This window comes from Sphaerotilus mobilis, from assembly GCF_004216565.1.
Classification (GTDB): Bacteria; Pseudomonadota; Gammaproteobacteria; order Burkholderiales; family Burkholderiaceae_C; genus Sphaerotilus; species Sphaerotilus mobilis.
This window is the reverse complement of the sequence record NZ_SGWV01000008.1, coordinates 583,264-609,042: the sequence shown is the minus strand read 5'-3', so window position 1 is coordinate 609,042 and position 25,779 is coordinate 583,264. Positions and strand designations below refer to the sequence as shown.

20 protein-coding genes and 1 tRNA gene are annotated in these 25,779 nt (G+C 68.5%); 8 read left to right on the top strand and 13 right to left on the bottom strand.

The window, feature by feature from the left end; genetic code table 11:
- Positions 1–61 precede the first annotated feature (61 nt).
- From rpoD to EV685_RS07960, 10 genes are all read right to left on the bottom strand, one after another.
- Positions 62–2,404 carry an RNA polymerase sigma factor RpoD gene (gene rpoD / locus EV685_RS08005; RefSeq protein WP_130481462.1) on the bottom strand — a complete coding sequence of 781 codons (2,343 nt, stop codon included), beginning with the start codon at positions 2,402–2,404 and terminating at the stop codon, positions 62–64.
- 393 nt (positions 2,405–2,797) lie between these two features.
- Positions 2,798–4,879: a DNA primase gene (dnaG, locus tag EV685_RS08000; RefSeq protein WP_130481461.1), complete on the bottom strand. Its 2,082-nt coding sequence runs from the start codon at positions 4,877–4,879 to the stop codon at positions 2,798–2,800.
- Positions 4,880–4,921: 42 nt separating this feature from the next.
- The gene (gene ggt, locus EV685_RS07995) at positions 4,922–6,751 is read right to left on the bottom strand and encodes a gamma-glutamyltransferase (protein WP_130481460.1); all 1,830 of its coding nucleotides are present in this window, start codon (positions 6,749–6,751) and stop codon (positions 4,922–4,924) included.
- Positions 6,752–6,815: 64 nt separating this feature from the next.
- On the bottom strand, positions 6,816–7,574 hold the full coding sequence (locus EV685_RS07990; RefSeq protein ID WP_130481459.1) for a 3-hydroxyacyl-CoA dehydrogenase: 759 nt from the start codon (positions 7,572–7,574) through the stop codon (positions 6,816–6,818).
- Positions 7,575–7,720: 146 nt separating this feature from the next.
- Complete coding sequence (gene adk / locus EV685_RS07985) at positions 7,721–8,374, bottom strand: adenylate kinase (protein WP_130481458.1); 654 nt, start codon at positions 8,372–8,374, stop codon at positions 7,721–7,723.
- A 198-nt stretch (positions 8,375–8,572) separates the two neighbouring features.
- On the bottom strand, positions 8,573–9,343 hold the full coding sequence (gene kdsB, locus EV685_RS07980) for a 3-deoxy-manno-octulosonate cytidylyltransferase (RefSeq protein ID WP_130481457.1): 771 nt from the start codon (positions 9,341–9,343) through the stop codon (positions 8,573–8,575).
- 7 nt (positions 9,344–9,350) lie between these two features.
- Entirely contained in the window at positions 9,351–9,551 is a 201-nt protein-coding gene (locus tag EV685_RS07975; RefSeq protein WP_130481456.1) for a Trm112 family protein, read from the bottom strand.
- Between the two features lie 10 nt (positions 9,552–9,561).
- Positions 9,562–10,653 carry a tetraacyldisaccharide 4'-kinase gene (lpxK, locus tag EV685_RS07970; protein ID WP_242615477.1) on the bottom strand — a complete coding sequence of 364 codons (1,092 nt, stop codon included), beginning with the start codon at positions 10,651–10,653 and terminating at the stop codon, positions 9,562–9,564.
- Positions 10,650–11,075, bottom strand: a complete 426-nt coding sequence (locus EV685_RS07965; RefSeq protein ID WP_130481455.1) for an ExbD/TolR family protein — start codon at positions 11,073–11,075, stop codon at positions 10,650–10,652. The genes lpxK and EV685_RS07965 overlap by 4 nt, the downstream gene beginning before the upstream one ends.
- On the bottom strand, positions 11,072–11,692 hold the full coding sequence (locus EV685_RS07960) for a MotA/TolQ/ExbB proton channel family protein (protein WP_130481454.1): 621 nt from the start codon (positions 11,690–11,692) through the stop codon (positions 11,072–11,074). The genes EV685_RS07965 and EV685_RS07960 overlap by 4 nt, the downstream gene beginning before the upstream one ends.
- A 516-nt stretch (positions 11,693–12,208) precedes the next feature.
- On the opposite strand from EV685_RS07960, the gene xseA reads away from it, so the two are divergent.
- Positions 12,209–13,519: an exodeoxyribonuclease VII large subunit gene (xseA, locus tag EV685_RS20935; protein ID WP_242615476.1), complete on the top strand. Its 1,311-nt coding sequence runs from the start codon at positions 12,209–12,211 to the stop codon at positions 13,517–13,519.
- 129 nt (positions 13,520–13,648) lie between these two features.
- Positions 13,649–14,230, top strand: coding sequence for a superoxide dismutase (locus EV685_RS20930; protein WP_242615475.1), 582 nt, complete (start codon positions 13,649–13,651; stop codon positions 14,228–14,230).
- A 111-nt stretch (positions 14,231–14,341) separates the two neighbouring features.
- Here the strand turns inward: EV685_RS20930 and hpnE are convergent, their stop codons facing one another.
- The 3 genes from hpnE to hpnC are packed head-to-tail and all read right to left on the bottom strand — an operon-like array spanning position 14,342 to position 17,401.
- Positions 14,342–15,625, bottom strand: coding sequence for a hydroxysqualene dehydroxylase HpnE (hpnE, locus tag EV685_RS07950; protein ID WP_130481716.1), 1,284 nt, complete (start codon positions 15,623–15,625; stop codon positions 14,342–14,344).
- Between the two features lie 13 nt (positions 15,626–15,638).
- On the bottom strand, positions 15,639–16,475 hold the full coding sequence (hpnD, locus tag EV685_RS07945; RefSeq protein ID WP_130481453.1) for a presqualene diphosphate synthase HpnD: 837 nt from the start codon (positions 16,473–16,475) through the stop codon (positions 15,639–15,641).
- A gap of 56 nt (positions 16,476–16,531) precedes the next feature.
- On the bottom strand, positions 16,532–17,401 hold the full coding sequence (hpnC, locus tag EV685_RS07940; protein ID WP_130481452.1) for a squalene synthase HpnC: 870 nt from the start codon (positions 17,399–17,401) through the stop codon (positions 16,532–16,534).
- Positions 17,402–17,552: 151 nt separating this feature from the next.
- On the opposite strand from hpnC, the gene EV685_RS07935 reads away from it, so the two are divergent.
- The 6 genes from EV685_RS07935 (at position 17,553) to clpX (ending at position 25,742) form a co-directional block, all read left to right on the top strand.
- Positions 17,553–18,743 carry an efflux RND transporter periplasmic adaptor subunit gene (locus EV685_RS07935; RefSeq protein WP_130481451.1) on the top strand — a complete coding sequence of 397 codons (1,191 nt, stop codon included), beginning with the start codon at positions 17,553–17,555 and terminating at the stop codon, positions 18,741–18,743.
- Between the two features lie 30 nt (positions 18,744–18,773).
- Positions 18,774–21,965, top strand: a complete 3,192-nt coding sequence (locus EV685_RS07930) for an efflux RND transporter permease subunit (RefSeq protein ID WP_130481450.1) — start codon at positions 18,774–18,776, stop codon at positions 21,963–21,965.
- Positions 21,966–22,109: 144 nt separating this feature from the next.
- Positions 22,110–22,196 (top strand) — tRNA-Leu (locus EV685_RS07925).
- A 39-nt stretch (positions 22,197–22,235) separates the two neighbouring features.
- Positions 22,236–23,549 carry a trigger factor gene (gene tig / locus EV685_RS07920; RefSeq protein ID WP_130481449.1) on the top strand — a complete coding sequence of 438 codons (1,314 nt, stop codon included), beginning with the start codon at positions 22,236–22,238 and terminating at the stop codon, positions 23,547–23,549.
- A 217-nt stretch (positions 23,550–23,766) separates the two neighbouring features.
- Complete coding sequence (clpP, locus tag EV685_RS07915) at positions 23,767–24,375, top strand: ATP-dependent Clp endopeptidase proteolytic subunit ClpP (protein WP_130481448.1); 609 nt, start codon at positions 23,767–23,769, stop codon at positions 24,373–24,375.
- A gap of 98 nt (positions 24,376–24,473) precedes the next feature.
- Positions 24,474–25,742 carry an ATP-dependent Clp protease ATP-binding subunit ClpX gene (gene clpX / locus EV685_RS07910; RefSeq protein WP_130481447.1) on the top strand — a complete coding sequence of 423 codons (1,269 nt, stop codon included), beginning with the start codon at positions 24,474–24,476 and terminating at the stop codon, positions 25,740–25,742.
- Positions 25,743–25,779 lie beyond the last annotated feature (37 nt).

Here is a 25,779-nt window from a genome sequence, read left to right as displayed (position 1 = left end):
GCGTTTGCGGGCCTTTCGAGAAGCAGAAGTTGCGCCGGCTCCACGCCGGCTGGTCCACCGTTCAGAGGTTGTCGAGGTAGGTGCGCAGCTTGTCCGAACGGCTCGGGTGCTTGAGCTTGCGGATCGCCTTGGCCTCGATCTGGCGGATGCGTTCGCGGGTCACGTCGAACTGCTTGCCGACTTCTTCCAGCGTGTGGTCCGTGCTCATCTCGATGCCAAAGCGCATGCGCAGCACCTTGGCTTCGCGCGGGGTCAGGCTGTCGAGGATGTCGCGCACGACCTCGCGCAAGCCGGCCTGCATCGCGGCCTCGATCGGCGCGGTGTTGTTGGTGTCCTCGATGAAATCGCCCAGGTGCGAGTCGTCGTCGTCGCCGATCGGCGTCTCCATGGAGATCGGCTCCTTGGCGATCTTCATGATCTTGCGGATCTTGTCCTCGGGCATCTCCATCTTCTCGGCCAGCGACGGGGCATCCGGCTCGTAGCCGAACTCCTGCAGGTGCTGGCGCGAGATCCGGTTCATCTTGTTGATCGTCTCGATCATGTGAACCGGGATGCGGATGGTGCGGGCCTGGTCGGCGATCGAGCGGGTGATGGCCTGGCGGATCCACCACGTCGCGTAGGTCGAGAACTTGTAGCCGCGGCGGTATTCGAACTTGTCGACCGCCTTCATCAGGCCGATGTTGCCTTCCTGGATCAGGTCGAGGAACTGCAGGCCGCGGTTGGTGTACTTCTTGGCGATCGAGATGACCAGGCGCAGGTTGGCCTCGATCATTTCGCGCTTGGCCTCGCGCGAGCTGGCCTCGCCCTCGTTCATGCGCTTGTTGATCTCCTTGAGATCGTCGATCGGCACGACGGCCTTGGCCTGCAGGTCGATCAGCTTCTGCTGCAGTTCCTGCACGGCCGGCAGGTTGCGGCCCATGATGGCGCTGTAGTGCTTGCCCGACGCGACCTCGCCCTCGGCCCAGGCCAGGTTGAGCATGTTGGGCGGGAAGACCTTGATGAAGTACTCCTGCGGCATGCCGCAGCGGTCGACCAGGATCTTGCGCAGCTCACGCTCGTAGCGGCGCACGTCATCGACCTGCGAGCGCAGCAGGTCGCACAGCTTCTCGATGGTCTTGACGGTGAAGCGGATGGTCATCAGCTGCGTGCTGATCGCTTCCTGGGCCTTGTTGTACGGGGCCGACTTGTAGCCGTCCTTCTCGTAGGCACGACGCATCTTCTCGAAATCGATCTCCAGCGCACCGAACTTCACCAGGGCCTGGTTCTTCAACTCCTCGAGCTTCTTGGTCAGCGCCTTGGAGCCACCGTTGCCGTCGTCGTCGTCCTCTTCGTCGAACTCGTCGAAGTCTTCCTCGGCGACGTAGTCATCGGCCTCGTCGGCGGCGACGAAGCCGTCGACCACGGTGGAGATCTGGTCATCACCGGAGCGGATGCGAGCGGCCAGCGAAAGGATCTCCGCGATGGTCGCGGGCGATGCGGAGATCGCCAGCATCATGGCCTGCAGGCCGCCTTCGATGCGCTTGGCGATCTCGATCTCGCCCTCGCGCGTCAGCAGCTCGACGGTGCCCATCTCGCGCATATACATGCGCACCGGGTCGGTCGTGCGGCCGAACTCGGAATCGACCGTGGACAGCGCGGCCTCGGCCTCTTCCTCGGCTTCTTCCTCGGTCGCGGTGCTGGTGTTGTTGCCGGAGATCAGCAGCGTGGCGGCATCGGGCGCCTGTTCGTAAACCGCGATGCCCATGTCGTTGAGCATCGACACGATGGCCTCGAGGATCTCGGCCTCGACCAGCTTCTCGGGCAGGTGGTCGTTGATTTCCTGGTGCGTGAGGTAGCCACGCGTCTTGCCCATCTTGATGAGGGTCTTCAGCTCCGAACGGCGCTTGTTGACTTCCTCTTCGGTGAGCGTGGTCTCGTCCAGCCCGAACTCGCGCATCAGCGCGCGTTCCTTGGCCCGGCTGACCTTCATGCGCAGCGGCTTGGCCTTGGGCTTGTCCTCGCCGACTTCCTCGACGGCAACGGCCTCGACCTCGGCTTCGACCTCCACCTCGGCCTCGACCTCCAGTTCCGCCTCGATGTCGGTGAAGTCTTCCTCGGCTTCGAGGGTCGGCTTGGCGTCGGTCTTCTTCGGATCGACCTTCTTGGTGTCGGTCTTCTTGGCAGCCGGCTCGGTGGTGCCCGCAGCCTTGGGCTTGCGACCGCGCTTGGCGCCGGTTGCTGCCGGTGCCGCGTCGTCGCCAGCAGGGGCATCAGCGGCGTCGGTGCCTTCGGCGCTCGCCTTGGCCGCCTTCGGGGCCTTGGCGGCACGTGCGGGCTTGGCCGGTGCGGCCTCAGCGGCAGGGGTGGCGTTCAGGCTGTCGTCGGCTTCAGTGGCAGGGGCGGGGGCGCGCTTTTTCGCGGTCATGCGATTCCTCGGCTGGGTACTCGGCGGTGGGCGGCCGTGGCGGCGGGGCCAGGCTGTCGGGGTCCGTGCGGCGACAGCGTCTGTCTGCAGCGTGCGAAAAATATTTGTCGAAACGTCGATCGCAACAATGCAAACAGCCGACCCTCCGTGACCTGAGAACAGGGCGGGGGGCCGGGCTGTGGCGCTGGCAAGCTCGCGTGACCTTGGTTGTTGCAGCGTTGGCGGGGAAGGTGGCCTGAGGGGTGCCCGTTTCGCGGGTGGCCGGGGCCGGCAGACGCTGCAGTCACTCTTGCCGAGTCGGAACAAGCTTTCGATTATCGACGAAGCTCGAAGGTTCCGTCAAAGAGGCTGCGGATTTCCACCCATGTTGGGGGCGGCGCACCTGCCAGGGTCTCAGCGTCGGCGGGCCGGTTTGATGCTGTGGGCGCCGTCGTCGACCGCCACCGGAGGCGCCTTCAGGGCGGCGCGCTGGGCCATCAGGGTGTTGCGGCGCTCGGTCGCGGCCTCGGACAGGTCACCGGACTCCAGCAGCAGCGTGATCTCCTCATCGACCGCCTGCAGGTGCAGTGCCTTGAGCACCGCCGCCAGTTCCTCGCGGGCGTTGGCATCCTCGCCGACCTCGTGAAAGGCCTGGATGCGGCCGATCAACAGGGTGCGCGAGCTGTCCTCTTCGGCGCCGTCCTGGCGCGACAGGTCTTCCAGCAACGTCGCCATCGGCAGCACGCCCTGGTCGTGCAGCAGGCGTTCGAGCGCGGCGAAAAAATCGCCGTAGGGCGCCGGTTGCTGGACCAGGCGCTCGTGTTCGTCGGGCGGCAGGTCCAGCCAGAGCTGGGCCTCGCGCACCATCAGCCAGGCTGCGCGGTCCAGCAGCGTCGCTGTGCGCGGCGGCACGCGGCGGTACTGGCTGGACGTGGCGCCGGCCTGCGCGGCCCGGTCGCGCCAGCTGCTGCCGCTGCGGTTGCCGAAGCGAGGGCCAGACGAGGATTCGCCGTCGCGCTCCTTCCATCGTCGCTTGCCGCCGTCGCCGTCGCCCCAGCTGCGACGCCGTGGCGGGCCCGGTGGTTGCGACGGGTCGTCGACCCAGTCCGGCGGGGCGGCCTGGCGGGTCCAATCCTCTGCTGACGCATCGCCGCGCAGCGGGCGGCCATCACCGGCCGGACGTTTGCCCGGCACCGGGCGCTGCCAGTGGCCGGCCAGCACCTCGACCGACAGGCCCCCGCGTTGCGCCAGCTCGTTGAGCATCTGGGCCTGCAGCAGGCCGTCGGGCAATTGTTCGAACAGCGGCCGGGCCTGCGCCAGCATGCGCGAGCGGCCTTCGGGCGTGGCGAGGTCGCAGTCGGCTGCGGCGACCGCCATCAGCTGGGCCGACAGCGGGATCGCCTCGGCGATGCAGCGCTCGAAGGCCTCTCGGCCTTCAGCGCGGATGAACGAGTCCGGGTCGTGCTCCGGCGGCAGGAAGAGGAAGCGGAAGCTGCGCGTGTCGCTGGCGTGTGGCAGCACCGCTTCCAGTGCGCGGCTGGCGGCGCGGCGCCCGGCGGTGTCGCCGTCGAAGCTGAAGACGACCGCGTCGGTGAAGCGCATCAGCTTGGCGATGTGGTCGGCCGTGCAGGCCGTGCCCAGCGTGGCGACCGCGTTGGGCACGCCAAGCTGCGCCAGCGCGACGACGTCCATGTAGCCCTCGGTCACGAGCACGTGGCCGCGCTCGCGCATCGCCTGGCGGGCCTCGTACAGGCCATAGAGCTCGCGGCCCTTGACGAACACCGGCGTCTCCGGCGAGTTCAGGTACTTGGGCTCGCCGCTGTCGAGGATGCGCCCGCCGAAGCCGATCACCTCGCCCTTGGGGTTGCGGATCGGGAACATGATCCGGTCACGGAAGCGGTCGTAGCGGCGCTCTTCCTCGCCGGTCTCCTGCTTGTGGATGACCAGGCCCGCCTCGACCAGCTGCGGGTCGTCGTAGCGGGCATAGGCGCTGGCCAGCGCGTGGCTGCCAGGCGGTGCATAGCCCAGGCCGAAACGGGCGGCGATGGTGCCGGTCAGGCCGCGCTTCTTCAGGTAGGCGATGGCGCGGTCGCTGCGCTTGAGCTGATCGCGGTAGTGACCCATCGCCTTGGCCAGCACGTCGGTCAGGCTCAGGCGCTGCTCGCGCGCCTTGGCCGCGCGCTCGCGCTCCTCGGCGGTGGTGTCGTCGTCGGGCACCTGAAGGCCCATGCCGTCGGCCAGTTCACGCACCGACTCGACAAAGCCCAGGCCGCTGTGCTCCATCAGGAAGCCGACCGCGTTGCCGTGCACGCCGCAGCCGAAGCAGTGGTAGGTCTGGCGGCTCGGGCTGACGATGAAGCTGGGCGACTTCTCGCCGTGGAAGGGGCACAGGCCCTTGAAGTTGATGCCCGCCTTCTTGAGCGTGACATGGCGGCCGACCACCTCGACGATGTCGGCGCGGGCGAGCAGGTCCTGGATGAAGCCTTGGGGAATCACGGCGCGCAGTCTATCGAAGCACGCCGTGTGATCGATGTTGGCTCAGTCGCCCAGCACGATCCCTTCACGGCGCGGGTCGGCGCCGCCGAACCAGCCATCGGGCGTGCGCTGAATGGCCTGCAGGCCGCTGGTCATCGGCAGCTCGCGGACCTCGTGACCACGGGCCTTGAGCGCCTCGACCGTCGCGGCCGGGAAGCGCTGCGCCTCCAGCAAGGTCGGGCCATTGAGGGTGCCGAAATTCGGCAGCGAGATCGCCTGCTGCGCGTTCATTCCCCAGGACAACGTGCCCAGCAGCGTCTTGGCGGTGTAGTGGATGATCAAGGCGCCACCGGGCGAGCCGGCGCTCATCTGCAGCGCACCGCTGCTGCGGTCGAACACCAGCGTCGGGCTCATGCTGGAGCGCGGCCGCTTGCCGGGCTGGACCCGGTTGGCGATCGGCTGGCCCTGTGCGTCGGCGGGCGCGAAGGAAAAGTCGGTCAGTTCGTTGTTGAGCAGAAAGCCGCCCGCCAGGCCGGTGCCACCGTCGCTCAGTTGGCGGGCGCCGAACTGGTCCTCGATGGTCGACGTCATCGCCACCGCATGGCCCTGCGCGTCGACGATCGACAGGTGCGAGGTGCCGTATTCCGGCTGGTCGGGCTGCGGTGCCCAGGCCAGCGGTCGCGCCCCTGGCGGCAGACCGGGCTTGGCGGTCTTCATCGATTGCTCGCCGATCAGTTTGGCGCGCTCGCGCAGGTAGGCCGCGTCCAGCAGGCTGGTCCAGCGCCCGCCTGGGGCGTCGACGTAGTCGGGGTCGGCGACGTAGAACGCCCGGTCGGCGAAGGCCAGCCGGGCAGACTCGGTGTAGCGGTGCAAGGTCTCGACGCCCGGCAGGCCGTCGACCAGGGGCGGCTGCGGACTGCCGCCGGCCGCGTCCAGGATGCCCAGGGTCTGCGCGATCGCCAGGTGGCCGGATGACGGCGGCGGAAAGCCGCACAGCCGCCAAGCCTGCCAGTCGCTGCACAGGGCCTCGCGCACCCGCGGCCGGTAGGTCGCCAGGTCGGACTCGGACAGCTTGCCGGGGTTGCTCGGGTGGCCGGTCACCTTGGCGACGATGCTGCGCGCGATGCTGCCCTGGTAGAAGGCATCCGGGCCTTCTTGGGCGACCCGACGCAGCACGGCGGCCAGGGCCGGGTTGCGCAAGGTCTGGCCAGCCTTCAGGGGCTCGCCGCCGGGGTAGTAGAAGGCTGCAGCGGCGGGGTCCTTGCGCAGATGTTGTTCGCCGGCCAGCAGGGTGGCCAGACGCGGGCTGACCTTGAAGCCTTGTTCGGCCAGCAAGATGGCCGGCGCGAACAACTGGGCCCAGGCCAGCTTGCCGTGCTCCCGGTGTGCGCGTTCGAGCAGCCTCAGCGTGCCGGGCACGCCGACCGAGCGGCCGCCGACCACCGCGTCGATGAAGGCCATGGGCTGACCGTCGGCCTTGAGGAACAGCTTCTCGTCGACGCCTGCAGGAGCGGTCTCGCGGCCGTCATAGGCCCGCACCTGTCGCCCGTCGAAGTGCATCAGGAAGGCACCGCCGCCGATGCCGCTGGACTGCGGCTCGACAAGGGCCAGCACCAGCTGAACGGCGATCGCAGCATCGACCGCCGTGCCGCCGGCGCGCAGCACCTGCAGGCCGGCATCGGTCGCCAGCGGGTTGGCGGCGGCCACGGCGGTGGACCGGGTGGCCCAGCCGGGCTTGGCGACCAGGCCGGACGCGGCTTCGGGCTGGTCGGGTGGCGGCTGGTAGCGCAGCTGGGGCGCCTGCGCGCAACTGGTCAGCAGCAGGGCAGCGGCGAGGCTGGCAAGTCGCCAGGAGGTCGGGCGACGCAGCACGGCGGCGAGGGCGTTGGACATGGGCAGATCTCCGGGTGATGGTTGCCCGGAGTCTTGCCGACGCGGCCCGCCGCCGCAAGGCGGGTCAGCGCGGAGCCAGCCGGATCGCGCCGTCCAAGCGGATCACCTCGCCATTGAGCATCTCGTTGGTGACGATCTGGTGCACCAACTTGGCGTAGTCCTGCGGCGTGCCCAGGCGGCTGGGGAAGGGCACGCCAGCGGCCAGCGCGTCCTGCACCTCCTGTGGCATGCCAAACAGCATGGGCGTCCCGAAGATGCCTGGGGCGATCGTCATGCAGCGGATGCCGTTGCGCGCCAGGTCGCGCGCGATCGGCAAGGTCATGCCGACCACGCCACCCTTGCTGGCGGCGTAGGCGGCCTGGCCGATCTGGCCGTCGTAGGCGGCCACGCTGGCGGTGTTGATCAGCACGCCGCGTTCGCCGGTCGGCTCAGGCTCGTTGCGGCACATGGCCTCGGCGGCCAGGCGGATCATGTTGAAGCTGCCGATCAGGTTGACCGTGATGGTCTTGCTGAACAAGGCCAGTGCATGGGCGCCATCCTTGCCGACGGTCTTGGCGGCCGGCGCGATGCCGGCGCAGTTCACCAGGCCCATCAGCTTGCCCATCGAGACGGCTTGCGTGACGACCGCACGGCCGTCGTCCTCGCTGGACACGTCGCAGCGCAGGTAGGCGCCACCGATCTCGGCGGCGACGGCGCGGCCGCGCTCTTCTTGCAGGTCGGCGATGACAACCCGGCCGCCGGCGCCAGCCAGCATGCGTGCCGTGCCTTCGCCCAGGCCGGAGGCGGCGCCGGTGACGATGAAGACCTTGTCCTGGATGTCCATGTGTGCTCCTCGGTGCGATGGGTGGGTGAGCGGGGCCGGATACTGACCAGCGATGATGTTGACGTTGCTGTTGACGTTGACGTTAACGTCAATCGAGGGCCATCAAAAAACCGCCCGCAGGCGGTTTCCCGGGCGGGCGGCTCGTATCAGCCCAGCGCAAGCATCGCGCGGCTGGTGATTTCGTCGACCGTGCCCATGCCGCTGATCTTGCGATATTGCGGTGCGCCGGCCGCATCGGCGGCGGCCCAGTCGGAGTAGTAGCCGACCAGCGGACGGGTCAGGCTCTGGTAGACCTCCAGGCGCTTGCGCACGGTCTCTTCCTTGTCGTCGTCACGCTGGATCAGGTCCTCGCCGGTGACGTCGTCGTGGCCTGCGACCTTGGGCGGGTTGTAGACCACGTGGTAGGTGCGGCCCGAAGCCGGGTGGACGCGACGGCCGCTCATGCGTTCGATGATGGCGCTGTCGGGCACGTCGATCTCCAGCACGAAGTCCAGCTTGACGCCGGCAACCTTCATGGCCTCGGCCTGCGGGATCGTGCGGGGGAAGCCATCGAACAGGAAGCCGTTGGCGCAATCGGCTTGCGAGATGCGCTCCTTGACCAGGCCGATGATGATGTCGTCGCTGACCAGACCGCCGGCGTCCATCACCTTCTTGGCCGCCAAGCCCATCTCGGTGCCGGCCTTGACGGCCGCACGCAGCATGTCGCCGGTGGAGATCTGAGGAATGCCGTACTTCTGGCAGATGAACGCGGCCTGGGTGCCTTTGCCAGCGCCAGGGGCGCCCAACAGGATCAGTCTCATGGATCTCCTCGGATGTCGATGCGGTGTCGATAGAAATCATTTGCCTCAAAAAGAGGCATTCTGTTTTCGAGAATAGCACGCGCCCCCTGTGACGAAACTGACGCTTCGGGGGGTGCAGAGGCTGGTATTTGCCCTCAAAACAGCCTGAACAGACCGAAAAGATTCGATTCCGGAATCCCCGGATTCGCGCCGTGAACCTCAGCCGGCAAACAGCTGGCGCACCCGTTCGAGGTCCTCGGGCGTGTCGATCCCCGGGCCGGGGCGCTGCGCGCTGACGTGAACCGCGATGCGCTCGCCGTGCCACAGCACGCGCAACTGTTCCAGCGACTCGATCTGTTCCAGCGGGCTGACGGGCAGACTCGGAAAGCGCCGCAGGAAGCCCGCGCTGTAGCCATAGATGCCGATGTGGCGCAGTGGCGCCGGTTGCGGCAGGGCGAGCGTTCCGGACGCACTGCCATCGCGCCACCAGGGCAGCGGCGCGCGGGAGAAGTACAGCGCCCGGCCGGCGGCATCGGTCACGACCTTGACGACATTCGGATTGCCGTATTCGGCGATGTCGTCGATCTCGTGGGCGGCGGTGCTCATGACGCAGTCGCCGCGGTCGGCCAGCAGGCGCGCACAGGCGTCGATCAGGGCGGTGTCGATCAGCGGCTCGTCGCCCTGCACGTTGACGACGATGTCGCGGCCGTCCAAGCCCAGCTGCTCGCAGGCCTCGGCCAGCCGGTCACTGCCGGTCGGGTGGTCGGCGCGGGTCATCAGCACCCGCACACCATGGGACTGGCAGGCTTGCCGGACCTCGTCGCTGTCCGTGGCGACGACCACCTGGCTGGCGCGACTCCGCAGGCAGCGTTGTGCCACGCGCACCACCATCGGCAAACCGGCGATGTCGGCCAGCGGCTTGCGGGGCAGGCGGGTCGACGCGAGGCGCGCCGGGACCAGCACGGTGTAGGCCGGGATCGGGGTGTTCATGCCGGCCTCATGACGCGTTCGTGGCGTCGGCAGACGGCGGTGTGGCGTCCAGGCTGCGGGCCTCCGACTCCAGCATCACGGCGATGCCGTCGCGGATCGGAAAGGCCAGCCGGTCGGCGGCGCAGACCAGTTCATGGGTGGCATGGTCGTGGCCCAGGGGGCCCTTGCAGAGGGGGCAGACCAGCAGGTCCATCAGTCGGGTGTCCATGGCTCGGATGCTAGCGTGAGGTGTTGGAGCTCTCGGCCTTCTTCAGGTCGACGAGCAGGGCTTGGATGAAGCCGTCGGGCAGCGTGAAGACCAGCGGCGCGACCCAGACCTGCAGGTCCGGACGCTCGCGGCGCAGCCGTTCGGCCGGCAGCTTGACGGCGTCCTTCTCGGTCACGACGACGTGGTGGACGCCGGCCGGCCAAGGCAGTGTCGCGTGGTCGTGGTGGTCGCTCAAGGCGATCGGCTCGATGCGCAGACCCAGGCCGCGCAGGGCCTCGAAGAATCGCGCCGGCTGGCCGATGCCGGCGCTGGCATGCAGCACCAGGCCGCGTTGCGTCTGGTCATGGCGCAACTGGTCCAGCGTGTCCGGGCGGACCGGTTCACCGGCCCACCAGGCGTCGAGCGCGACCAGTCCGGCAAGCTGGCGTCGGGCGCAGGCGCCGGGCAGGGCGGTGCTCGCATGCCTTGCGTTGTAGAGCACATGCTGGGCGACCTCCGACGGCGTCGAGATCGGCTCGCGCAGCGGCCCGGCCGGCAGCAGCCAGCCATTGCCGGCGCCGCGCTCGTCGAACACGACGATCTCGACATCGCGCCGCAAGCGCAGGTGCTGCAGCCCGTCGTCACAGACCAGCACATCGACCTCGGGATGGGCGGCGCACAGGCCTTGCGCAGCGGCGATGCGGTCGTGGCCGACCCAGACCGGCACGCCCGCACGGCGCTGCATCAGCAGGGGTTCGTCGCCAACCTCACGGGCGGTGGAGGTGGCCAGGACCGGGCGGGCTTCGGTGCGCTCAGAACCATGGCCGCGCGAGACGATGCCCGGCCGATGCCCGGTCGCGCGCAAGGCGTCGACCAGGGCCAGCGTCGTGGGTGTCTTGCCTGCCCCGCCGACCAGGCGGTTGCCGACCACGATGACCGGCACCGGTGCGGCAGCACGGCGCAGCAGGCCGACGCGGTAGAGCGTGCGCCGCAGCGTCACGAGCCCCAGGTGCAGCAGCCCGAGAGGGCGCAAGGCCCACTGCAGCGGGCCGCCGGTCTGCCAGCTGCGCTCGATGCGCGCGGCCAGGCCGGACGTGCCGGCCCCGGCTGCGTCCAAGGTCAAGGCCGGCCGCCGCGACCGTTCTGGGCCGCAAAGGTCAGTTGGGTCAGGCCGACGCGGCGGGCCGCGTCCATCACCAAGATCACGCTCTGATGGGCCGCAGCGGCATCGGCCGAGACGATCAAGGGGCGCTTGACGTCGCCCTGCGCGGCCTGCGTCATCGCGAAGATCAGGCCCTCGAGGTTGCCGGCCTCGACCGGCTGGCGGTTGACGCTGTAGCGGCCCTCGGCCGACACCGCCACGACGATCTCGCGCGGCGGTGCATCGAGCCGGTTGGCGTCGGCCACCGGCAAGGTCACCTTCAGCTCGGTGTACTTTGCATAGGTGGTCGACAGCATCAGGAAGATCAGCACCACCAGCAGCACGTCGATGAAGGGGATCAGGTTGATCTCCGGCTCCTCCGGGCGACGCGGGCGGAAGTTCATGCGGCGTGCCTCAGGAGATTGGGCAGCAGGCGTTCGGCGGCCATTTCCAGCTGCAGCACGAACTCGTCGACGCGACCGCGGAAGTAGCGGTAGAACATCAGCGAGGGGATCGCGATGATCAGCCCGAAGGCGGTGTTGTAGAGCGCCACCGAGATGCCGTGCGCGAGCTGCTCCGGGTTGGTGCCCGACGTTGGCGACTGGGCGCCGAAGATCTCGATCATGCCGACCACCGTGCCGAACAGGCCCAGCAGCGGCGCGGCCGAGGCGATCGTGCCGAGCGCGTTGAGGTAGCGCTCCAGTCGATGCACGGCGACACGGCCGGCCGTCTCGAAGCTCTGGCGCAGCTGGGTCTCGTCACGCACATGGTCCTGCGAGGCCGCCCGGATGCCGGCGGCCAGAACCGACCCGAGCACCGAGTTGTCGGCCAGCTTGCGGATCACCTCCTCGTTGGGCAGGCTCTGGCGCGTGATCGTCAGCACCTCGTCGAGCAAGGTGGCCGGTGCGACCCGCACGGGCCGCAGGCTCGACAAGCGCTCGATGATGAGCGCCAGCGCGGCGATGGAACACAGGATCAGCGGCCAGATCGGCCAGCCCGCGGCTTGTATGATCGAAATCAATGGGTTCCCCGGTGTGGATCGACGTCCTGGATCGCCCGGCGGGCGATGCCAAATCGGTCGGGATTATGGCGGCAGGCGCTGTCCCGGAAACCCACCGAAGCGCAGGCATTCAGGCTGGCGAACCCACCGAATCCACGCCCGATCGGCTGGCCTCCAGCGTGTCGCGGCTGGTGTCGGGTTATCTGTCGCAATCGGTTCCGATACCTTCCGAGGCGGCTTTCGGGTGCGCGCAGCGATCCGGTTGGAAGGTCGCCCGGCCCGTCGCCACATCGGCCTGTGGACATCCCCAGTTTCTGTGGATAACTTTGTGGGCAAACAGGTCTGGATCGCGCTAAATCGCTGTCGCCACGTGGGTTTGTCTGGATTGCCTCTTCGTGAGGCACTAAAAAAATCATATGAATCAAGGACTTGCACGGATGTTAAAGGGCTGTGACAGGGTTTCGTGTGATCTCTCACAGGTCAGCCGCTCTGTGGATGACCTGCCTCAGACGCACCGCTTCGGGGCCTGTTGAAACCATGTCCAGGCCACCCTTTTCTCAAGAATCGAACGCCCGCACGCTGGTCTGGGACGTCGCCGCACTGGTCCAGGCGGTGGGTGACGCCTTGCAGACCCGATTTGGTGCCGTCGCCGTGCGTGGCGAACTCGCCGGATTCAGCCGGGCGGCCAGCGGCCACTGCTACTTCAACCTCAAATCGGGCGACGGCCAGGCCGGCCTGCGCTGCGCGATGTTCCGGCGTGCGGCCTCGATGCTGGACTTCGCCCCGCGCGACGGCCTGCAGGTCGAACTGCGCGGCAAGCTCGCGGTCTACGAAGCCCGCGGCGAGCTGCAACTGATCGTCGAGGCGATGCGCCCGGCCGGCGCCGGCGCCTTGATGGAGCAGTTCCTGCGACTCAAGGCGAAGCTGGAAGCCGAAGGCCTGTTCGACGCCGCCCGCAAGCGCGAGGTGGCGCGCCATCCTCGTGCGCTGGGCGTGGTCACCTCGCTGGCGGCAGCGGCCCTGCGCGACGTAGTGACGGCGCTGCGGCGTCGTTCGCCGCATGTCGCCTTGCGCATCTACCCGGCCAGCGTGCAAGGCGTCGAGGCACCCGCGCAACTGGTCCAGGCGATCCAGGTGGCCGGCCAGCGCGGGGAGGTCGACACCCTGCTGGTCGTGCGCGGCGGGGGCTCGCTGGAGGACCTCTGGGCCTTCAACGACGAACAGGTGGTGCGCGCGATCGCGGCCTCGCCCATCCCCGTCATCAGCGGCGTCGGGCACGAGAGCGACTTCACGCTGGCCGACTTTGTCGCCGACCTGCGTGCGCCCACGCCGACCGCCGCCGCCGAACTGGCGGCGCCGCTGCGCGACGAGGCGCTTGCGGCTCTGGCTGACCTGGCTCGTTGGATGAGCCACCGCATCGGCCAGCGGCTGGACCGCGACGCGCAGCGGCTCGACCACCTCGCCCTGCGGCTGGCCCGTCCGGCCGATGTCGTGCATCGACACCGCCAGCGGCTGGGCCTGCTGGCGCAGCGCCACGAGCAGTCGCTGCAACGTGCCGCGACGCTGCATGCCCATCGGCTCGAACGCCTGCAAGGGCGACTTCTGGATGCAGGCCGGCAGACGCTGCGGCGACAGCACGAACGGCTGGCCCTGCTTGCGGCCCGACATGCCGCGCTGGACCCGACCCGTGTGCTGCAACGTGGCTACGCCTGGCTCAGCGACGAACAGGGCCGCGCGCTGACCAGCGTCAACCAGCTCGCGCCGGGACAGCGCATCGATGCGGTGCTGGCCGACGGCCGCATCCAGGCCAGCGTCGACCACATCGAGCGGACCGAGCCCCGGCCCTGACACGGCAGGGCCGGGAGCCCTTGCCTACAATGATTTTTGTTGCGGTGCGGCGACCTGCCCGGGTCTGTCGACGACCCTGATCCCGCACCAGCGACCCGGTTTCCACCAACACCTCCAGAGGACTCGACCATGCAACACACGCTGCCCGCCCTGCCGTTCGCGATCGACGCGCTCGCGCCCCACCTGTCGAAGGAAACCTTCGAATACCACCACGGCAAGCACCATCAGGCCTACGTCACCAACCTGAACAACCTGATCCCGGGCACCGAGTTCGAGGCCCTGTCGCTCGAAGACATCGTGCGCAAGTCCAGCGGCGGCATCTACAACAACTCGGCCCAGATCTGGAACCACACCTTCTTCTGGAACTGCCTGAAGCCCAACGGCGGTGGCGAGCCGAGCGGCGCGCTGGCAGCGGCGATCAACGCCAAGTGGGGCAGCTACGCGGCCTTCAAGGAAGCCTTCACCAAGAGCGCGGTCGGCAACTTCGGCTCGGGCTGGACCTGGCTGGTCAAGAAGGCCGACGGCAGCGTCGACATCGTCAACATGGGCGCCGCCGGCACCCCGCTGACGACGGCCGACAAGGCCCTGCTGACCATCGACGTGTGGGAACACGCCTACTACATCGACTACCGCAATGCGCGCCCGAAGTTCGTCGAGACCTTCCTGAACAACCTCGTCAACTGGTCGTTCGCCGAAGCCAACTTCGCCTGATCGACACGCCCGAGCCGGCCGCCATCGCGGCCGGTCGATGCGCAACATGAAGCCGGCCTTGTGCCGGCTTTGTCGTTGATGGGATGCGTTCGTCTGCCCGTTCAGGGCCGATCAGCCCACCACCGCCGCCAAGCCCGATCGCACCGCGCCTTCCAGCGTGGCGGGGTAGGGGCCGTCGATGTGGTCGCCGGCGGCGGTCAGGGCGGGAGCGATGTGTGTGGGTGGGCGTTGCAGGCCGGGCAGGCAGAGGAAGGTGGCGCGCTTTTCGGCCACGAGCTTGATCAGGCGAACCTGCTCGGGTGCGACATCGCGCAGCGATGCGCGGGCCTGGGCGAGGGCGGCGGCGGCGGTGGTATCCAGGCCGCGTTCGACCCAGGTGGCGGCGCCGCTGATGACGTAGGCGAAGCGGCCCGGTTGGGCGCCCAGCGCGCCGTGGTCGAAGGCGAACTGGGCCGGTGCCATCGGCCCTTCCGGCAGGGCGACCATCGGTGCGGCCAGGCGGGCGCCGTCGGCCTGGATGTAGGCGGTGATGATCGGTTCGTAGCCGAAGGCGGCGGCGCGCTGCGACCAGTCCGGGGCGATCGTCGCGGTCAAGCGGGCGGCCTCGCTGGCGCTGCAGGCCAGCACCACCTGGTCGAAAGGTTCGTCATCGAGCGACCAGCCAGCGCGGCCATCGGGCCGGTGGCTCAGGGACTGAGCCCGTCGACCCAGCCGCAGGTCTGCGCCGTTTGCCTTCAGCCAGGCGGCGGCTGGCTCAGGCAGCAACTCGGCCAGCGGGCGACGGGGCACCAGCAGGTCGCTGGAGCCCGGGCCGGCGAACAAGGCGTCGCGCAGCACGCGCAAGAAGACCGCCGCGCTGGCGTCGCGGGCGGGAGTGTTGAGGGCGGCCACGCAGAGCGGGTCGATGAACTCGCGGCGCACGCGCTCGGGCAGGGACTGCGTCAGCAGGGCGACCGTCCAGCGGTCGTCGCAGCGGAAGCCCTTGAGCAGCCAGCCGAGCGCGGCGTTGGACAGCGCCAGCCGTTCGCGCCAGCGCCAGTGGCCCATGGCCCAGACGGCGCGGGTGAAGGCCAGCAGCACAGGGCCACGGCCGAGCCGCAGACCTTGGCCGCTGGCGTCGACCAGCGTGAGCGGCATGCGCAGCAAGACGGTGTCCGGATCGACCCCGACGCGGCGCATCAGTGCCAGCGTGGCGACGTAGGCGCCGATCAGGATGTGCTGGCCGTTGTCGAGCCGTGCGTGGCCCGCTTCGGCAGCCAGGCTGCGGGCGCGGCCGCCCAGTTGCGGGGCCATCTCGATCAGCGTGACGGCATGGCCCCGGGATGTCGCTTCGACCGCCGCAGCCAGCCCCGCCCAGCCACCGCCGACGACGGCGATGCGGCGCGGCGAACCCATGCCCTGCGCAGGCTCAGCGGCCACGCCAGTTGGTCCGCGCCGCGATCCAGAGCTTGCGCACCGGCGTCAGCGAGATGCGCTGGTGCAGCACCTGGAAGCCGCCGGCCTCGATCTCGGTCAGCAGCGTGCGGTAGATGTTGGCCATCATCAGGCCGGGCTTCTGGCTGCGCCGGTCGACCTCGGGCAGCAGCGCCAGGGCCTCGTCGTAGCAGCGCTGGGCGCGTTCGGCCTGGAAGCGCATCAGGGCGGTGAAGCGTTCGCTGTAGACGCGCTTGAGCACCTCATGGGCCTTGACGTCGAACTGCTGCAGTTCGGACACCGGCAGGTAGATCCGGCCCCGGCGGGCGTCGTCACCGACGTCGCGGATGATGTTGGTGAGCTGGAAGGCCAGCCCGAGCCGGTGGGCGTACTCGATGGTCACGGCCTGGCTGCGCCCGAAGATGCCCGAGGCGACCTCGCCGACCACGCCCGCGACCAGGTGGCAGTAGCGCTGCAGGCCGGCGTAGTCGAGGTAGCGCGACTGCTGCAGGTCCATCTCGCAGCCGTCGATGACGGCCAGCAGATGCTCTGCCCGGATGTCGTAGGCGGCCACATGCGGCATCAGCGCCTTCATCGCCGGGTGGTGCGGCTGACCGTTGTAGGCCTGCGCGACTTCCTGGCGCCACCAGGCGAGCTTCTGGGCCGCGACGCCGAGGTCCTGGACCTCGTCGACCACGTCGTCGACCTCGCGGCAGAAGGCGTAGAAGGCGGTGATGGCCGCGCGGCGTGGCGGCGGCAGGAAGAGGAAGGCGTAGTAGAAGCTCGAGCCGCTCGCGGCGGCCTTCTCCTGCACGTACTGTTCGGGCGTCATGGGGCGGGATTGTCGTGGTGCCGGTGCGGTTTTTCAGACCCGGACACGCAGCGGTCTCACATCCGCCACGCTCGCCACAGGATGCGTGGGGCGTGCCAGGGTCGCAGCCGGGGCCGCGTCCACAGGACCTGCGGGCCGAGCGCCTCGACCTGGTCAAGCACACACAGGCCGCCTTGCACCACCAGCCGCAGTTCCCAGCCGACCCGGCCGGGCAGGCGATGGACGAGCGGCGCGCCTTCTTGCATCAGGCCGCGGGTCCAATCGATCAAGCTGCTGAGCAGCGCGGCGGCGCTGGCCTGTGCGCCGGGTTCGTGCCAAACGGCGGGCGCAGCGTCCGGGTCAAAGCCGAGGGCGGCGCATTCGTCCAACGGCAAGTAGCGCCGGCCACGTGGCAGGTCGGTGCGCAAGTCCTGCCAGAAGTTGATCAGTTGCAGGGCACTGCAGACCGCGTCGGACTGGCGCAGCGCAGCCGGGTCGTTGACGCCGTACAGATGCAGCAGCAATCGGCCGATCGGGTTGGCGGAGTTGGCGCAGTACGCCAGCAGCGAAGCGCGGCTGGCGTGACGCGGCTCGCGCACATCGTGCTCGAAGGCATCGAGCAGGGCTTCAAGCAGGCCTTGCGGCAGGGCGTGCTGGCGGATCTGTGCGGCCAGCGGCGTCCAGACCTGCGGCCAGCGTGCATCGGCCGGCGCAGCACCGGTGGCATAGGTGATGCGCAACTCGGCGCGGAAGGCCGCCAGATCGGCCAGGCGCTGCGCCGCTGTCGCCTCGCCCTCGTCGGCCAGGTCGTCTGCCGTGCGGGCGACCTGGTAGATCGCCACGATGGGCGGGCGCAAGGCCGGCGGGCAGAGCCAGGAGGCGACGGGGAAGTTTTCGTAGTGCTGGACCTGACGGTCCTGCGTGACGGCGATCGGGCTCAGGCTCATGGCGGCGCGGATTATGCGAGGGCGTCGGCGGTGCGCGGATGCGACGCTTGGGCCCTTCTGCCGTGTGGTTTGACACGAACCCAAGCGCGACCGTAGGATACTGACCGGTCAGTCAGTAACGAACACGCCAACCAGCGACTCAGAGGTTTCCATGCGCGCACGTCCAGCCACCCTGTTTCTGCCGTCGATCCGGCGGATTTCCCTGATCGCCGGTGCCGGCGCGATCCTCCTGTCGGCCGGGCTGGCAGGCTGTTCGAAGCAGGAGGCCGCACCCGAGCCGCTGCGCGCGGTGCGCACGATGGTGGTCGGGCGCGACGTGGCCGGCGGCGAGGCCGTCTATGCAGCCGAGATCCGCGCCCGGACCGAGTCGCGGCTGGGCTTCCGGGTCGCCGGCAAGCTGACGAGCCGGCCGGTCGAACTGGGCCAGGCGGTCCGCAAGGGGCAGTTGCTGGCCGAACTGGACGTTGCCGACCTGGGCCTGGGCGCCGAAGCCGCTCAAGCGGCGGTGCGCGCTGCACAGGTCAACGCCGAACAGGCGGCGTCCGACGTCAAGCGCTTCGAGGACCTGCACGCGCAGGGCTACATCAGCACCGCCGAGCTGGAACGGCGCCAGAACACGGTGCGCGCTGCGCAGGCCACGCTGGAACAGGCCCGCGCGCAAGCGGCGGTGCAGGGCAACCAGGCCCGCTACAGCAAGCTGCTGGCCGATGTGTCGGGCGTGGTGACCGCTGTCGAAGCCGAGCCCGGCGCCGTGCTTGGGGCCGGCACGCCGGTCGTTCGCTTGGCGCAGGATGGTCCGCGCGACGTCGCCTTCCAGGTCCCGGAAGACCAGATCGGTGCCTTGCGCGGCCTGCTCGGCAAGGCGGGCGCCTTGCGCGTCACCCTGTGGGGCGCCGAAGGCCAGGCGCTGTCGGCCACGCTGCGTGAAGTGGCCGCAGCCGCCGACCCGGTTGGCCGCACCTTTCTGGCCAAGGCCAGCCTGGGCAAGGATGCCAGCGAGGTCCGCCTGGGCCAAACCGCCACCGTCAGCCTGGGTCGCCCGGCGCGCGAGGACGTGCGTCGGCTGCCGCTGAGCGCGGTGGCCGAGCAGGGCGGCCGCAGCGTCGTCTGGGTGCTGGACGCGGCGGCCATGTCGGTCCAGCCGGTGCCGGTCGTCACCGGCACGCCCGATGGCAACCACGTCGTGGTGACCGAGGGCCTGCAGGCGGGCCAGGAGATCGTCACCGCCGGCCTGCATGTGCTGACGCCGGGCCAGAAGGTGGTGCGCTACATCGATCCGAAGCGCCCCGGCGCGCCGGCCGCAGCCTTGCCCGTGTCGGCCACGGCTTCGGCCGCCCGTTGAGCCATCGACCCGATCCGGAGCGACGACCCCATGCACACGCCCCATCCCGGCCACGACGCCGACATCGCCCCGCCGACCGCTGCCAGCGGCGACCGCGCGGGCGGCTTCAACATCTCGCGCTGGGCCCTCGAGCACCCGGCACTGACGCGCTACCTGCTGATCGTGCTGACGGTGCTGGGCTTCAACGCCTACTTCCTGCTCGGCCAGGACGAGGACCCGCCGTTCACCTTCCGCGCCATGGTCGTGCAGGCCTTCTGGCCCGGTGCGACCGCGCAGCAAATGGCCGAACAGGTCACCGACAAGATCGAGAAGACGCTGCAGGAGGCGCCTTACCCAGACATCATCCGCAGCTACACCAAGCCGGGCGAGTCGCTGACCATCGTCCAGATCAAGGACAACTCGGCGCCCTCGGAGGTGCCGCAGGTCTGGTACCAGGTCCGCAAGCGCATCGGCGACATGCGCGCCACCTTGCCGGCGGGGGTCATCGGACCGGTCTTCAACGACGACTTCGGCGATGTCTACGGCACGATCTTCGCGTTGTCGGCCGACGGCTTCTCGAACGAGGAGCTGCGCGAGTTCGCCGACCGGGTCCGCAGTGACCTGCTGCGTGTGCCCTATGTCGCCAAGGTCGAGCTGTTCGGCGTGCAGCCCGAGAAGCTGTTCGTCGAGTTGTCCGGGCGCCGACTGGCGCAACTCGGGCTGGACCTCAACCAGGTGATCGCCCAGATCGGCGCGCAGAACGCGGTCGAGGGCGCCGGCGTGCTGAATGCGGGCAGCGAGAACGTGCAGCTGCGCGTGGGCGGGCAGTTCAACTCGGTCGACGACCTGTCGCGGCTGGCGATCCGGGCCGTCAACCCGGTCACCGGCGTGGCCAGCACGCTCAAGCTGGGCGACGTCGCGACCATCCGTCGCGGCACCAGCGACCCGCCGGCCGTCAAGGTACGGCACCAGGGCCGCGAGGTCATCGCCATCGGCGTGTCGATGGGCAAGGGCGGCGACATCATCGCGCTGGGCAAGTCGCTGCAGGCCAAGGCCACCGAGATCCGCCACACGCTGCCGGCGGGCATCGAGCTGTCACAGATCCAGAACCAGCCGGACGCCGTGCAGCGCTCGGTCGGCGAGTTCGTCAAGGTGCTGATCGAGGCGGTGGTGGTGGTGCTGGCGGTGAGCTTCATCAGCCTGGGTCTGCACACCCGGCCGCTGCGCATCGACATCTGGCCGGGCATGGTGGTGGGCATCACCATCCCCGTGGTGCTGGCCATCACCTTCGTGACCATGTACTACTGGGGCGTGGGGCTGCACAAGATCTCGCTGGGCTCGCTGATCATCGCGCTGGGCCTGCTGGTCGACGACGCCATCATTGCGGTCGAGATGATGGTGCGCAAGCTCGAAGAGGGCTACGACCGCGTCTACGCCGCCACCTACGCCTACGACGCGACCGCCAAGCCGATGCTGACGGGCACGCTGATCACGGCGGCCGGCTTCTTGCCGATCGGACTGGCCCAGTCGACCGTCGGCGAATACACCTTCGCGATCTTCGCGGTGACGTCGGCGGCGCTGCTGATCTCGTGGATCGTGTCGGTCTACTTCGTGCCCTACCTGGGCGCCCGCTTGCTCAAGGTCAAGCCGCATGCCAACCCGGACCAGCCGCATGAGCTGTTCGACACGCCGTTCTATGCGCGTTTTCGCGCCACGGTGAACTGGTGCGTGCAGCACCGTTGGATCACGATCGGCCTGACGATTGCCGTCTTCGTCGCCGGTCTGGCCGGCATGGGCCGGGTGCAGCAGCAGTTCTTCCCGGACTCGAGCCGGCCGGAGATCCTGGTCGACCTGTGGCTGCCCGAAGGTTCCACGATCCAGCAGAGCGACGCGCTGGCGCGCCGCTTCGAGGCACGCATGTCAGAAGAGGCTGGCGTGACCAGCGTCTCGACCTGGATCGGCAGCGGCGTGCCGCGGTTCTACCTGCCGCTGGACCAGGTCTTCCCGCAGACCAACGTCAGCCAGGCCATCGTGCTGCCCAAGGATCTGGCCGAGCGCGAGACCCTGCGCCAGCGCCTTCCGGCCATCCTCGCGGCCGAGTTCCCCGAGGCGCGTGGCCGCGTCAAGCTGCTGCCCAACGGGCCTCCCGTGCCCTACCCGGTGCAGTTCCGCGTCTCCGGCCCGGACATCGCCGTGTTGCGCCACTGGGCCGATCAGGCCAAGGCGGTGCTGCGTGCCCATCCGGACATGCGTGGTGTCAACGACAACTGGAATGAGTCCATCCGCACGGTGCGGCTGGAGATCGATCAGGACAAGGCCCGCGCGCTGGGCGTGACCAGCCAGGCCATCGCCCAGGCGACCCGCATGCTGCTGAGCGGCACGACCGTTGGCCAGTACCGCGAGGGCGACAAGCTGATCGACGTGGTGATGCGCCAGCCGCAGGCCGAGCGCGATGCGTTGACCGACCTCGAATCGGCCTACGTGCCGACGAGCAGCGGACGCGCCATCCCCTTGACACAGATCGCCCGCCTGCAGCCGGCGTGGGAGCCGGGCGTGATCTGGCGCGAAGGCCGCCAGTACGCCATCACCGTGCAGGGCGACGTGGTCGAAGGCGTGCAGGGGCCGACCGTCTCCAGCGCGATCTGGCCTGAGTTGATGAGGCTCAAGGCACAGATGCCGCCGGGCTACGACATCGCGCTGGCCGGTGCGGCCGAGGAAAGCAGCAAGGGCCAGGGCTCGATCGCCACCGGCGTGCCGATCATGCTGTTCATCATCTTCACGCTGCTGATGCTGCAGTTGCAGAGCTTCTCCCGGTCACTGCTGGTCTTCCTGACCGGACCGATGGGCATCGCCGGCGTGGCCGCCGCGCTGCTGCTGCTGGGCCGGCCGTTTGGCTTCGTCGCGCTGCTCGGCGTGATCGCGCTGATGGGCATGATCATGCGCAACTCGGTCATCCTGATCGACCAGATCGAGTCCGACCGGGCCCGGGGCGTGCCGGCCTGGGATGCGGTGGTCGAGTCGGCCGTGCGACGTTTCCGCCCGATCGTGCTGACGGCCGCGGCTGCCGTGCTGGCCATGATTCCGCTGTCACGCAGCGTGTTCTGGGGGCCGATGGCCGTCGCCATCATGGGCGGCTTGATCGTGGCGACCGCCTTGACGCTGCTGGCCTTGCCCGCGATGTATGCGGCATGGTTCCGGGTCCGGCGCGAGCCTGGCCAGGGTGGCGTGGGCGCGGCCGGCTAGAATCGCGGGTTCACGGTTTGCCGTGGGGCGCACCTCGCGGCGCCCGGATCGCCCCGCCCGCGACAGCGCCCGCGCCTGTCGAAGCCCCGGAGGCCCCGGGCGCGGCAGCAGGCCACTCGCCCCCCGGCAGCCCGATCAGGACACGCGCGGGTGGCGAAATTGGTAGACGCACCAGGTTTAGGTCCTGACGCCTTCACGGGCGTGCCGGTTCGAGTCCGGCTCCGCGCACCAGGTTTTCCGACGAACAAGCAACCGAAAGAGCAGCAAGACATGGCCGTTACCGTGGAGACCCTCGACAAGCTCGAGCGCCGCATCACCCTGACCCTGTCCGCCGAGGACCTTGGCAAGGAAGTCGATGCCCGACTCAAGAAGCTGGCCCGCACCGTCAAGGCCGACGGCTTCCGTCCCGGCAAGGTGCCGATGAACGTCGTGGCCCAGCGCTACGGCTACTCTGTCCAGTACGAGGTCATGAACGACAAGGTCGGTCAGGCCTTCGCCAGCGCCGCCAGCGAGGCGCAGCTGCGTGTCGCCGGCACGCCGCGCATCACCGAGAAGGAGGGCGCGGCCGACGGCCAGGTCTCCTTCGACGCGACCTTCGAGGTCTATCCGGAAGTGGTCCTGAGTGACCTGTCGGCCCTCGAGATCGAGCGCGTCACGACCGAGGTCGCCGACGTCGCCATCGACCGCACGCTGGAAATCCTGCGCAAGCAGCGTCGCACCTTCGCACAGCGCGCGCTGGGCGAAGCGGCTGCCGACGACGATCGCGTCACCATCGACTTCGCCGGCAAGATCGACGGCGAGGCCTTCGAGGGCGGCAAGGCCGACGGCTTCCAGTTCATCCTGGGTGAAGGCCGCATGCTCGAAGCCTTCGAGAAGGCCGTGCGCGGCATGAAGACCGGCGAGTCCAAGACCTTCCCGCTGGCCTTCCCCGAGGACTATCACGGCAAGGACGTGGCCGGCAAGGAAGCTGACTTCCTGGTCACGCTGACCAAGATCGAGTCGCAGAAGCTGCCCGAGGTCGATGCCGCCTTCGCCGAATCGCTGGGCATCGCCGACGCCACCGTCGACGGCCTGCGTGCCGACATCAAGAAGAACCTCGAGCGCGAGGTCAAGTTCCGCGTCGCTGCCCGCAACAAGCAGGCCGTGATGGCTGCGCTGGAGAAGGCCGGCTCCTTCGACCTGCCCAAGGCACTCGTCGACAACGAACTCGCCCGCCTGGTCGAGAACGCCCGCAACGACCTGAAGCAGCGTGGGATCAAGGACGCCGACAAGGCGCCGATCCCGACCGAGATGTTCCAGCCGCAGGCCGAGCGCCGCGTCCGCCTGGGCCTGACGATCGCCGAGGTCGTGCGCGCCAACGGCCTGTCGGCCACGATGGAGCAGATCAAGGCCCACGTCGACGAGATGGCCCAGAGCTACGAGCGCCCCGAGGAAGTGGTGCGCTGGTACTTCGGTGACCAGCAGCGCCTCGGCGAGGTCGAGGCCGTCGTGATCGAGGCCAACGTGACCGAGTTCGTCCTGGGCAAGGCCAAGGTCAGCGACGTGACGCTGCCCTTCGACGAACTGATGGGCGCCGCCGGCTGAGCCCTGGCCGTCCGCTGACCTGCACAAGGGGCGCGAACAGCGCCCCTTGTCACGTCCGGGCCGCTTGGCTTCGCCCAAGGGCTGTTTCAGGCAATCGCATAATGCCCCTCCACCCGGGATCAGGGACCCCGGGCGACATGCCCGCGCCGTTCACGCGGACATGCCGTGCCTCCCCTTCATTCAATCCGGCGGCAAGCGTCGCCTCAGGGTCAGAAACATGAGCGCACTCGATACGAACAATCTGGGCCTGGTCCCCATCGTCGTTGAACAGTCGGGCCGCGGCGAGCGGTCCTACGACATCTATTCGCGCCTGCTGCGCGAGCGCGTGATCTTCCTGGTCGGCCCGGTCAACGACCAGACCGCCAACCTGGTCGTCGCGCAATTGCTGTTCCTGGAGAGCGAGAACCCGGACAAGGACATCTCGCTCTACATCAATTCGCCGGGCGGCAGCGTCAGCGCCGGCATGTCGATCTACGACACGATGCAGTTCATCAAGCCGCAGGTCTCCACCCTGTGCATGGGCCTCGCGGCGAGCATGGGCGCCTTCCTGCTGACCGCCGGTGCCAAGGGCAAGCGCTTCTCCTTGCCGAACTCGAAGATCATGATCCACCAGCCGCTGGGCGGCGCCCAGGGTCAGGCCACCGACATCGAGATCCACGCCCGCGAAATCCTCAAGACGCGCGAGCAGCTCAACAAGATCCTGGCCGAGCGCAGCGGTCAATCGCTGGAAAAGATCCAGAACGATACCGAGCGTGACTACTTCATGTCGGCCGACGAGGCGCAGACTTACGGCCTGATCGATCAGGTCATCAACAAGCGCGCCTGAGTGCGGGGCGGCGGTGCCGGGCGGGTCCCGGCGCCGGGCCGTCCAGGCCTTCATGGCCTTGTCTTATCATCAATTCGCACTTCACTAGGCAGTCCTCCATGCCCGACAAAAAAGGCCCCTCCGGCGACAAGATCCTGTACTGCTCGTTCTGCGGGAAGAGCCAGCATGAGGTCAAGAAGCTGATCGCCGGTCCGTCGGTCTTCATCTGCGACGAGTGCATCGAGCTGTGCAACGAGATCATCCGCGACGAGGTTCCGCCGACCGAGGCCGGTGCGAAGGCCGCCCGGGGTGAACTGCCGGCGCCCAGCGAGATCAAGGACCTGCTCGACCAGTACGTGATCGGCCAGGCATCGGCCAAACGATCGCTGTCGGTGGCCGTCTACAACCACTACAAGCGCCTCAAGCACATGGGCGAGAAGCCCAAGGATGATGTCGAGCTCGCCAAGAGCAACATCCTGCTGATCGGCCCGACCGGCTCGGGCAAGACCCTGCTGGCGCAGACGCTGGCGCGCATGCTCAACGTTCCCTTCGTGATCGCCGACGCGACCACGTTGACCGAAGCCGGCTACGTCGGCGAGGACGTCGAAAACATCATCCAGAAGCTGCTGCAGAACTGCAACTACGAGGTTGAGCGGGCCCAGCGCGGCATCGTCTACATCGACGAGATCGACAAGATCTCGCGCAAGGCCGACAACCCGTCGATCACCCGCGACGTGTCCGGTGAAGGCGTCCAGCAGGCCCTGCTCAAGCTGGTCGAGGGCACCATGGCCAGCGTGCCGCCGCAGGGCGGTCGCAAGCACCCGAACCAGGACTTCCTGCAGATCGATACGACCAATATCCTGTTCATCTGCGGTGGCGCCTTCGACGGGCTGGAGAAGGTCATCGCCAATCGCTCGGAGAAGTCCGGGATCGGCTTTGGCGCCTCGGTGAAGAGCAAGTCCGAGCGCAGCGTCTCGGAGATCTTCCGCGAGATCGAGCCGGAGGACCTGGTCAAGTTCGGCATCATCCCCGAGCTGGTTGGCCGCCTGCCGGTCATCGCCACGCTGGGCGAACTGACCGAAGATGCGCTGGTTCAGATCCTCACCGAGCCCAAGAATGCGCTGCTCAAGCAGTACCAGCGCCTGTTCCTGATGGACGGCGTCGAGCTCGAGATCCGCCCGTCGGCCTTGGCCGCGATCGCGGCCAAGGCACTCAAGCGCAAGACCGGCGCGCGCGGCCTGCGCTCGATCCTTGAGCAGGCCCTGCTCGACACGATGTTCGAGTTGCCTGCGCTGGATGGCGTGGCCAAGGTCGTGGTCGACGAAGGCACGATCCTGGACAACGCCAAGCCGCTGCTGGTCTATCGCGAACAAAAGGCCAGCGCCTGAACGGAACAGACAGCCCGATGGGCTGAACGGTGCAACG

Bases quoted from the DNA above. Each gene is read 5' to 3' on its own strand.
- EV685_RS07965 (WP_130481455.1), bottom strand. From the start codon at position 11,075: ATGAACTTCCGCCCGCGTCGCCCGGAGGAGCCGGAGATCAACCTGATC.
- EV685_RS07990 (WP_130481459.1), bottom strand. From the start codon at position 7,574: ATGGACATCCAGGACAAGGTCTTCATCGTCACCGGCGCCGCCTCCGGC.
- clpP (WP_130481448.1), top strand. From the start codon at position 23,767: ATGAGCGCACTCGATACGAACAATCTGGGCCTGGTCCCCATCGTCGTT.
- EV685_RS07935 (WP_130481451.1), top strand. From the start codon at position 17,553: ATGCGCGCACGTCCAGCCACCCTGTTTCTGCCGTCGATCCGGCGGATT.
- adk (WP_130481458.1), bottom strand. From the start codon at position 8,374: ATGAGACTGATCCTGTTGGGCGCCCCTGGCGCTGGCAAAGGCACCCAG.
- hpnD (WP_130481453.1), bottom strand. From the start codon at position 16,475: ATGACGCCCGAACAGTACGTGCAGGAGAAGGCCGCCGCGAGCGGCTCG.
- kdsB (WP_130481457.1), bottom strand. From the start codon at position 9,343: ATGAACACCCCGATCCCGGCCTACACCGTGCTGGTCCCGGCGCGCCTC.
- xseA (WP_242615476.1), top strand. From the start codon at position 12,209: ATGTCCAGGCCACCCTTTTCTCAAGAATCGAACGCCCGCACGCTGGTC.
- EV685_RS07930 (WP_130481450.1), top strand. From the start codon at position 18,774: ATGCACACGCCCCATCCCGGCCACGACGCCGACATCGCCCCGCCGACC.
- EV685_RS20930 (WP_242615475.1), top strand. From the start codon at position 13,649: ATGCAACACACGCTGCCCGCCCTGCCGTTCGCGATCGACGCGCTCGCG.
- ggt (WP_130481460.1), bottom strand. From the start codon at position 6,751: ATGTCCAACGCCCTCGCCGCCGTGCTGCGTCGCCCGACCTCCTGGCGA.
- hpnC (WP_130481452.1), bottom strand. From the start codon at position 17,401: ATGAGCCTGAGCCCGATCGCCGTCACGCAGGACCGTCAGGTCCAGCAC.
- tig (WP_130481449.1), top strand. From the start codon at position 22,236: ATGGCCGTTACCGTGGAGACCCTCGACAAGCTCGAGCGCCGCATCACC.
- rpoD (WP_130481462.1), bottom strand. From the start codon at position 2,404: ATGACCGCGAAAAAGCGCGCCCCCGCCCCTGCCACTGAAGCCGACGAC.
- clpX (WP_130481447.1), top strand. From the start codon at position 24,474: ATGCCCGACAAAAAAGGCCCCTCCGGCGACAAGATCCTGTACTGCTCG.
- EV685_RS07975 (WP_130481456.1), bottom strand. From the start codon at position 9,551: ATGGACACCCGACTGATGGACCTGCTGGTCTGCCCCCTCTGCAAGGGC.
- hpnE (WP_130481716.1), bottom strand. From the start codon at position 15,625: ATGGGTTCGCCGCGCCGCATCGCCGTCGTCGGCGGTGGCTGGGCGGGG.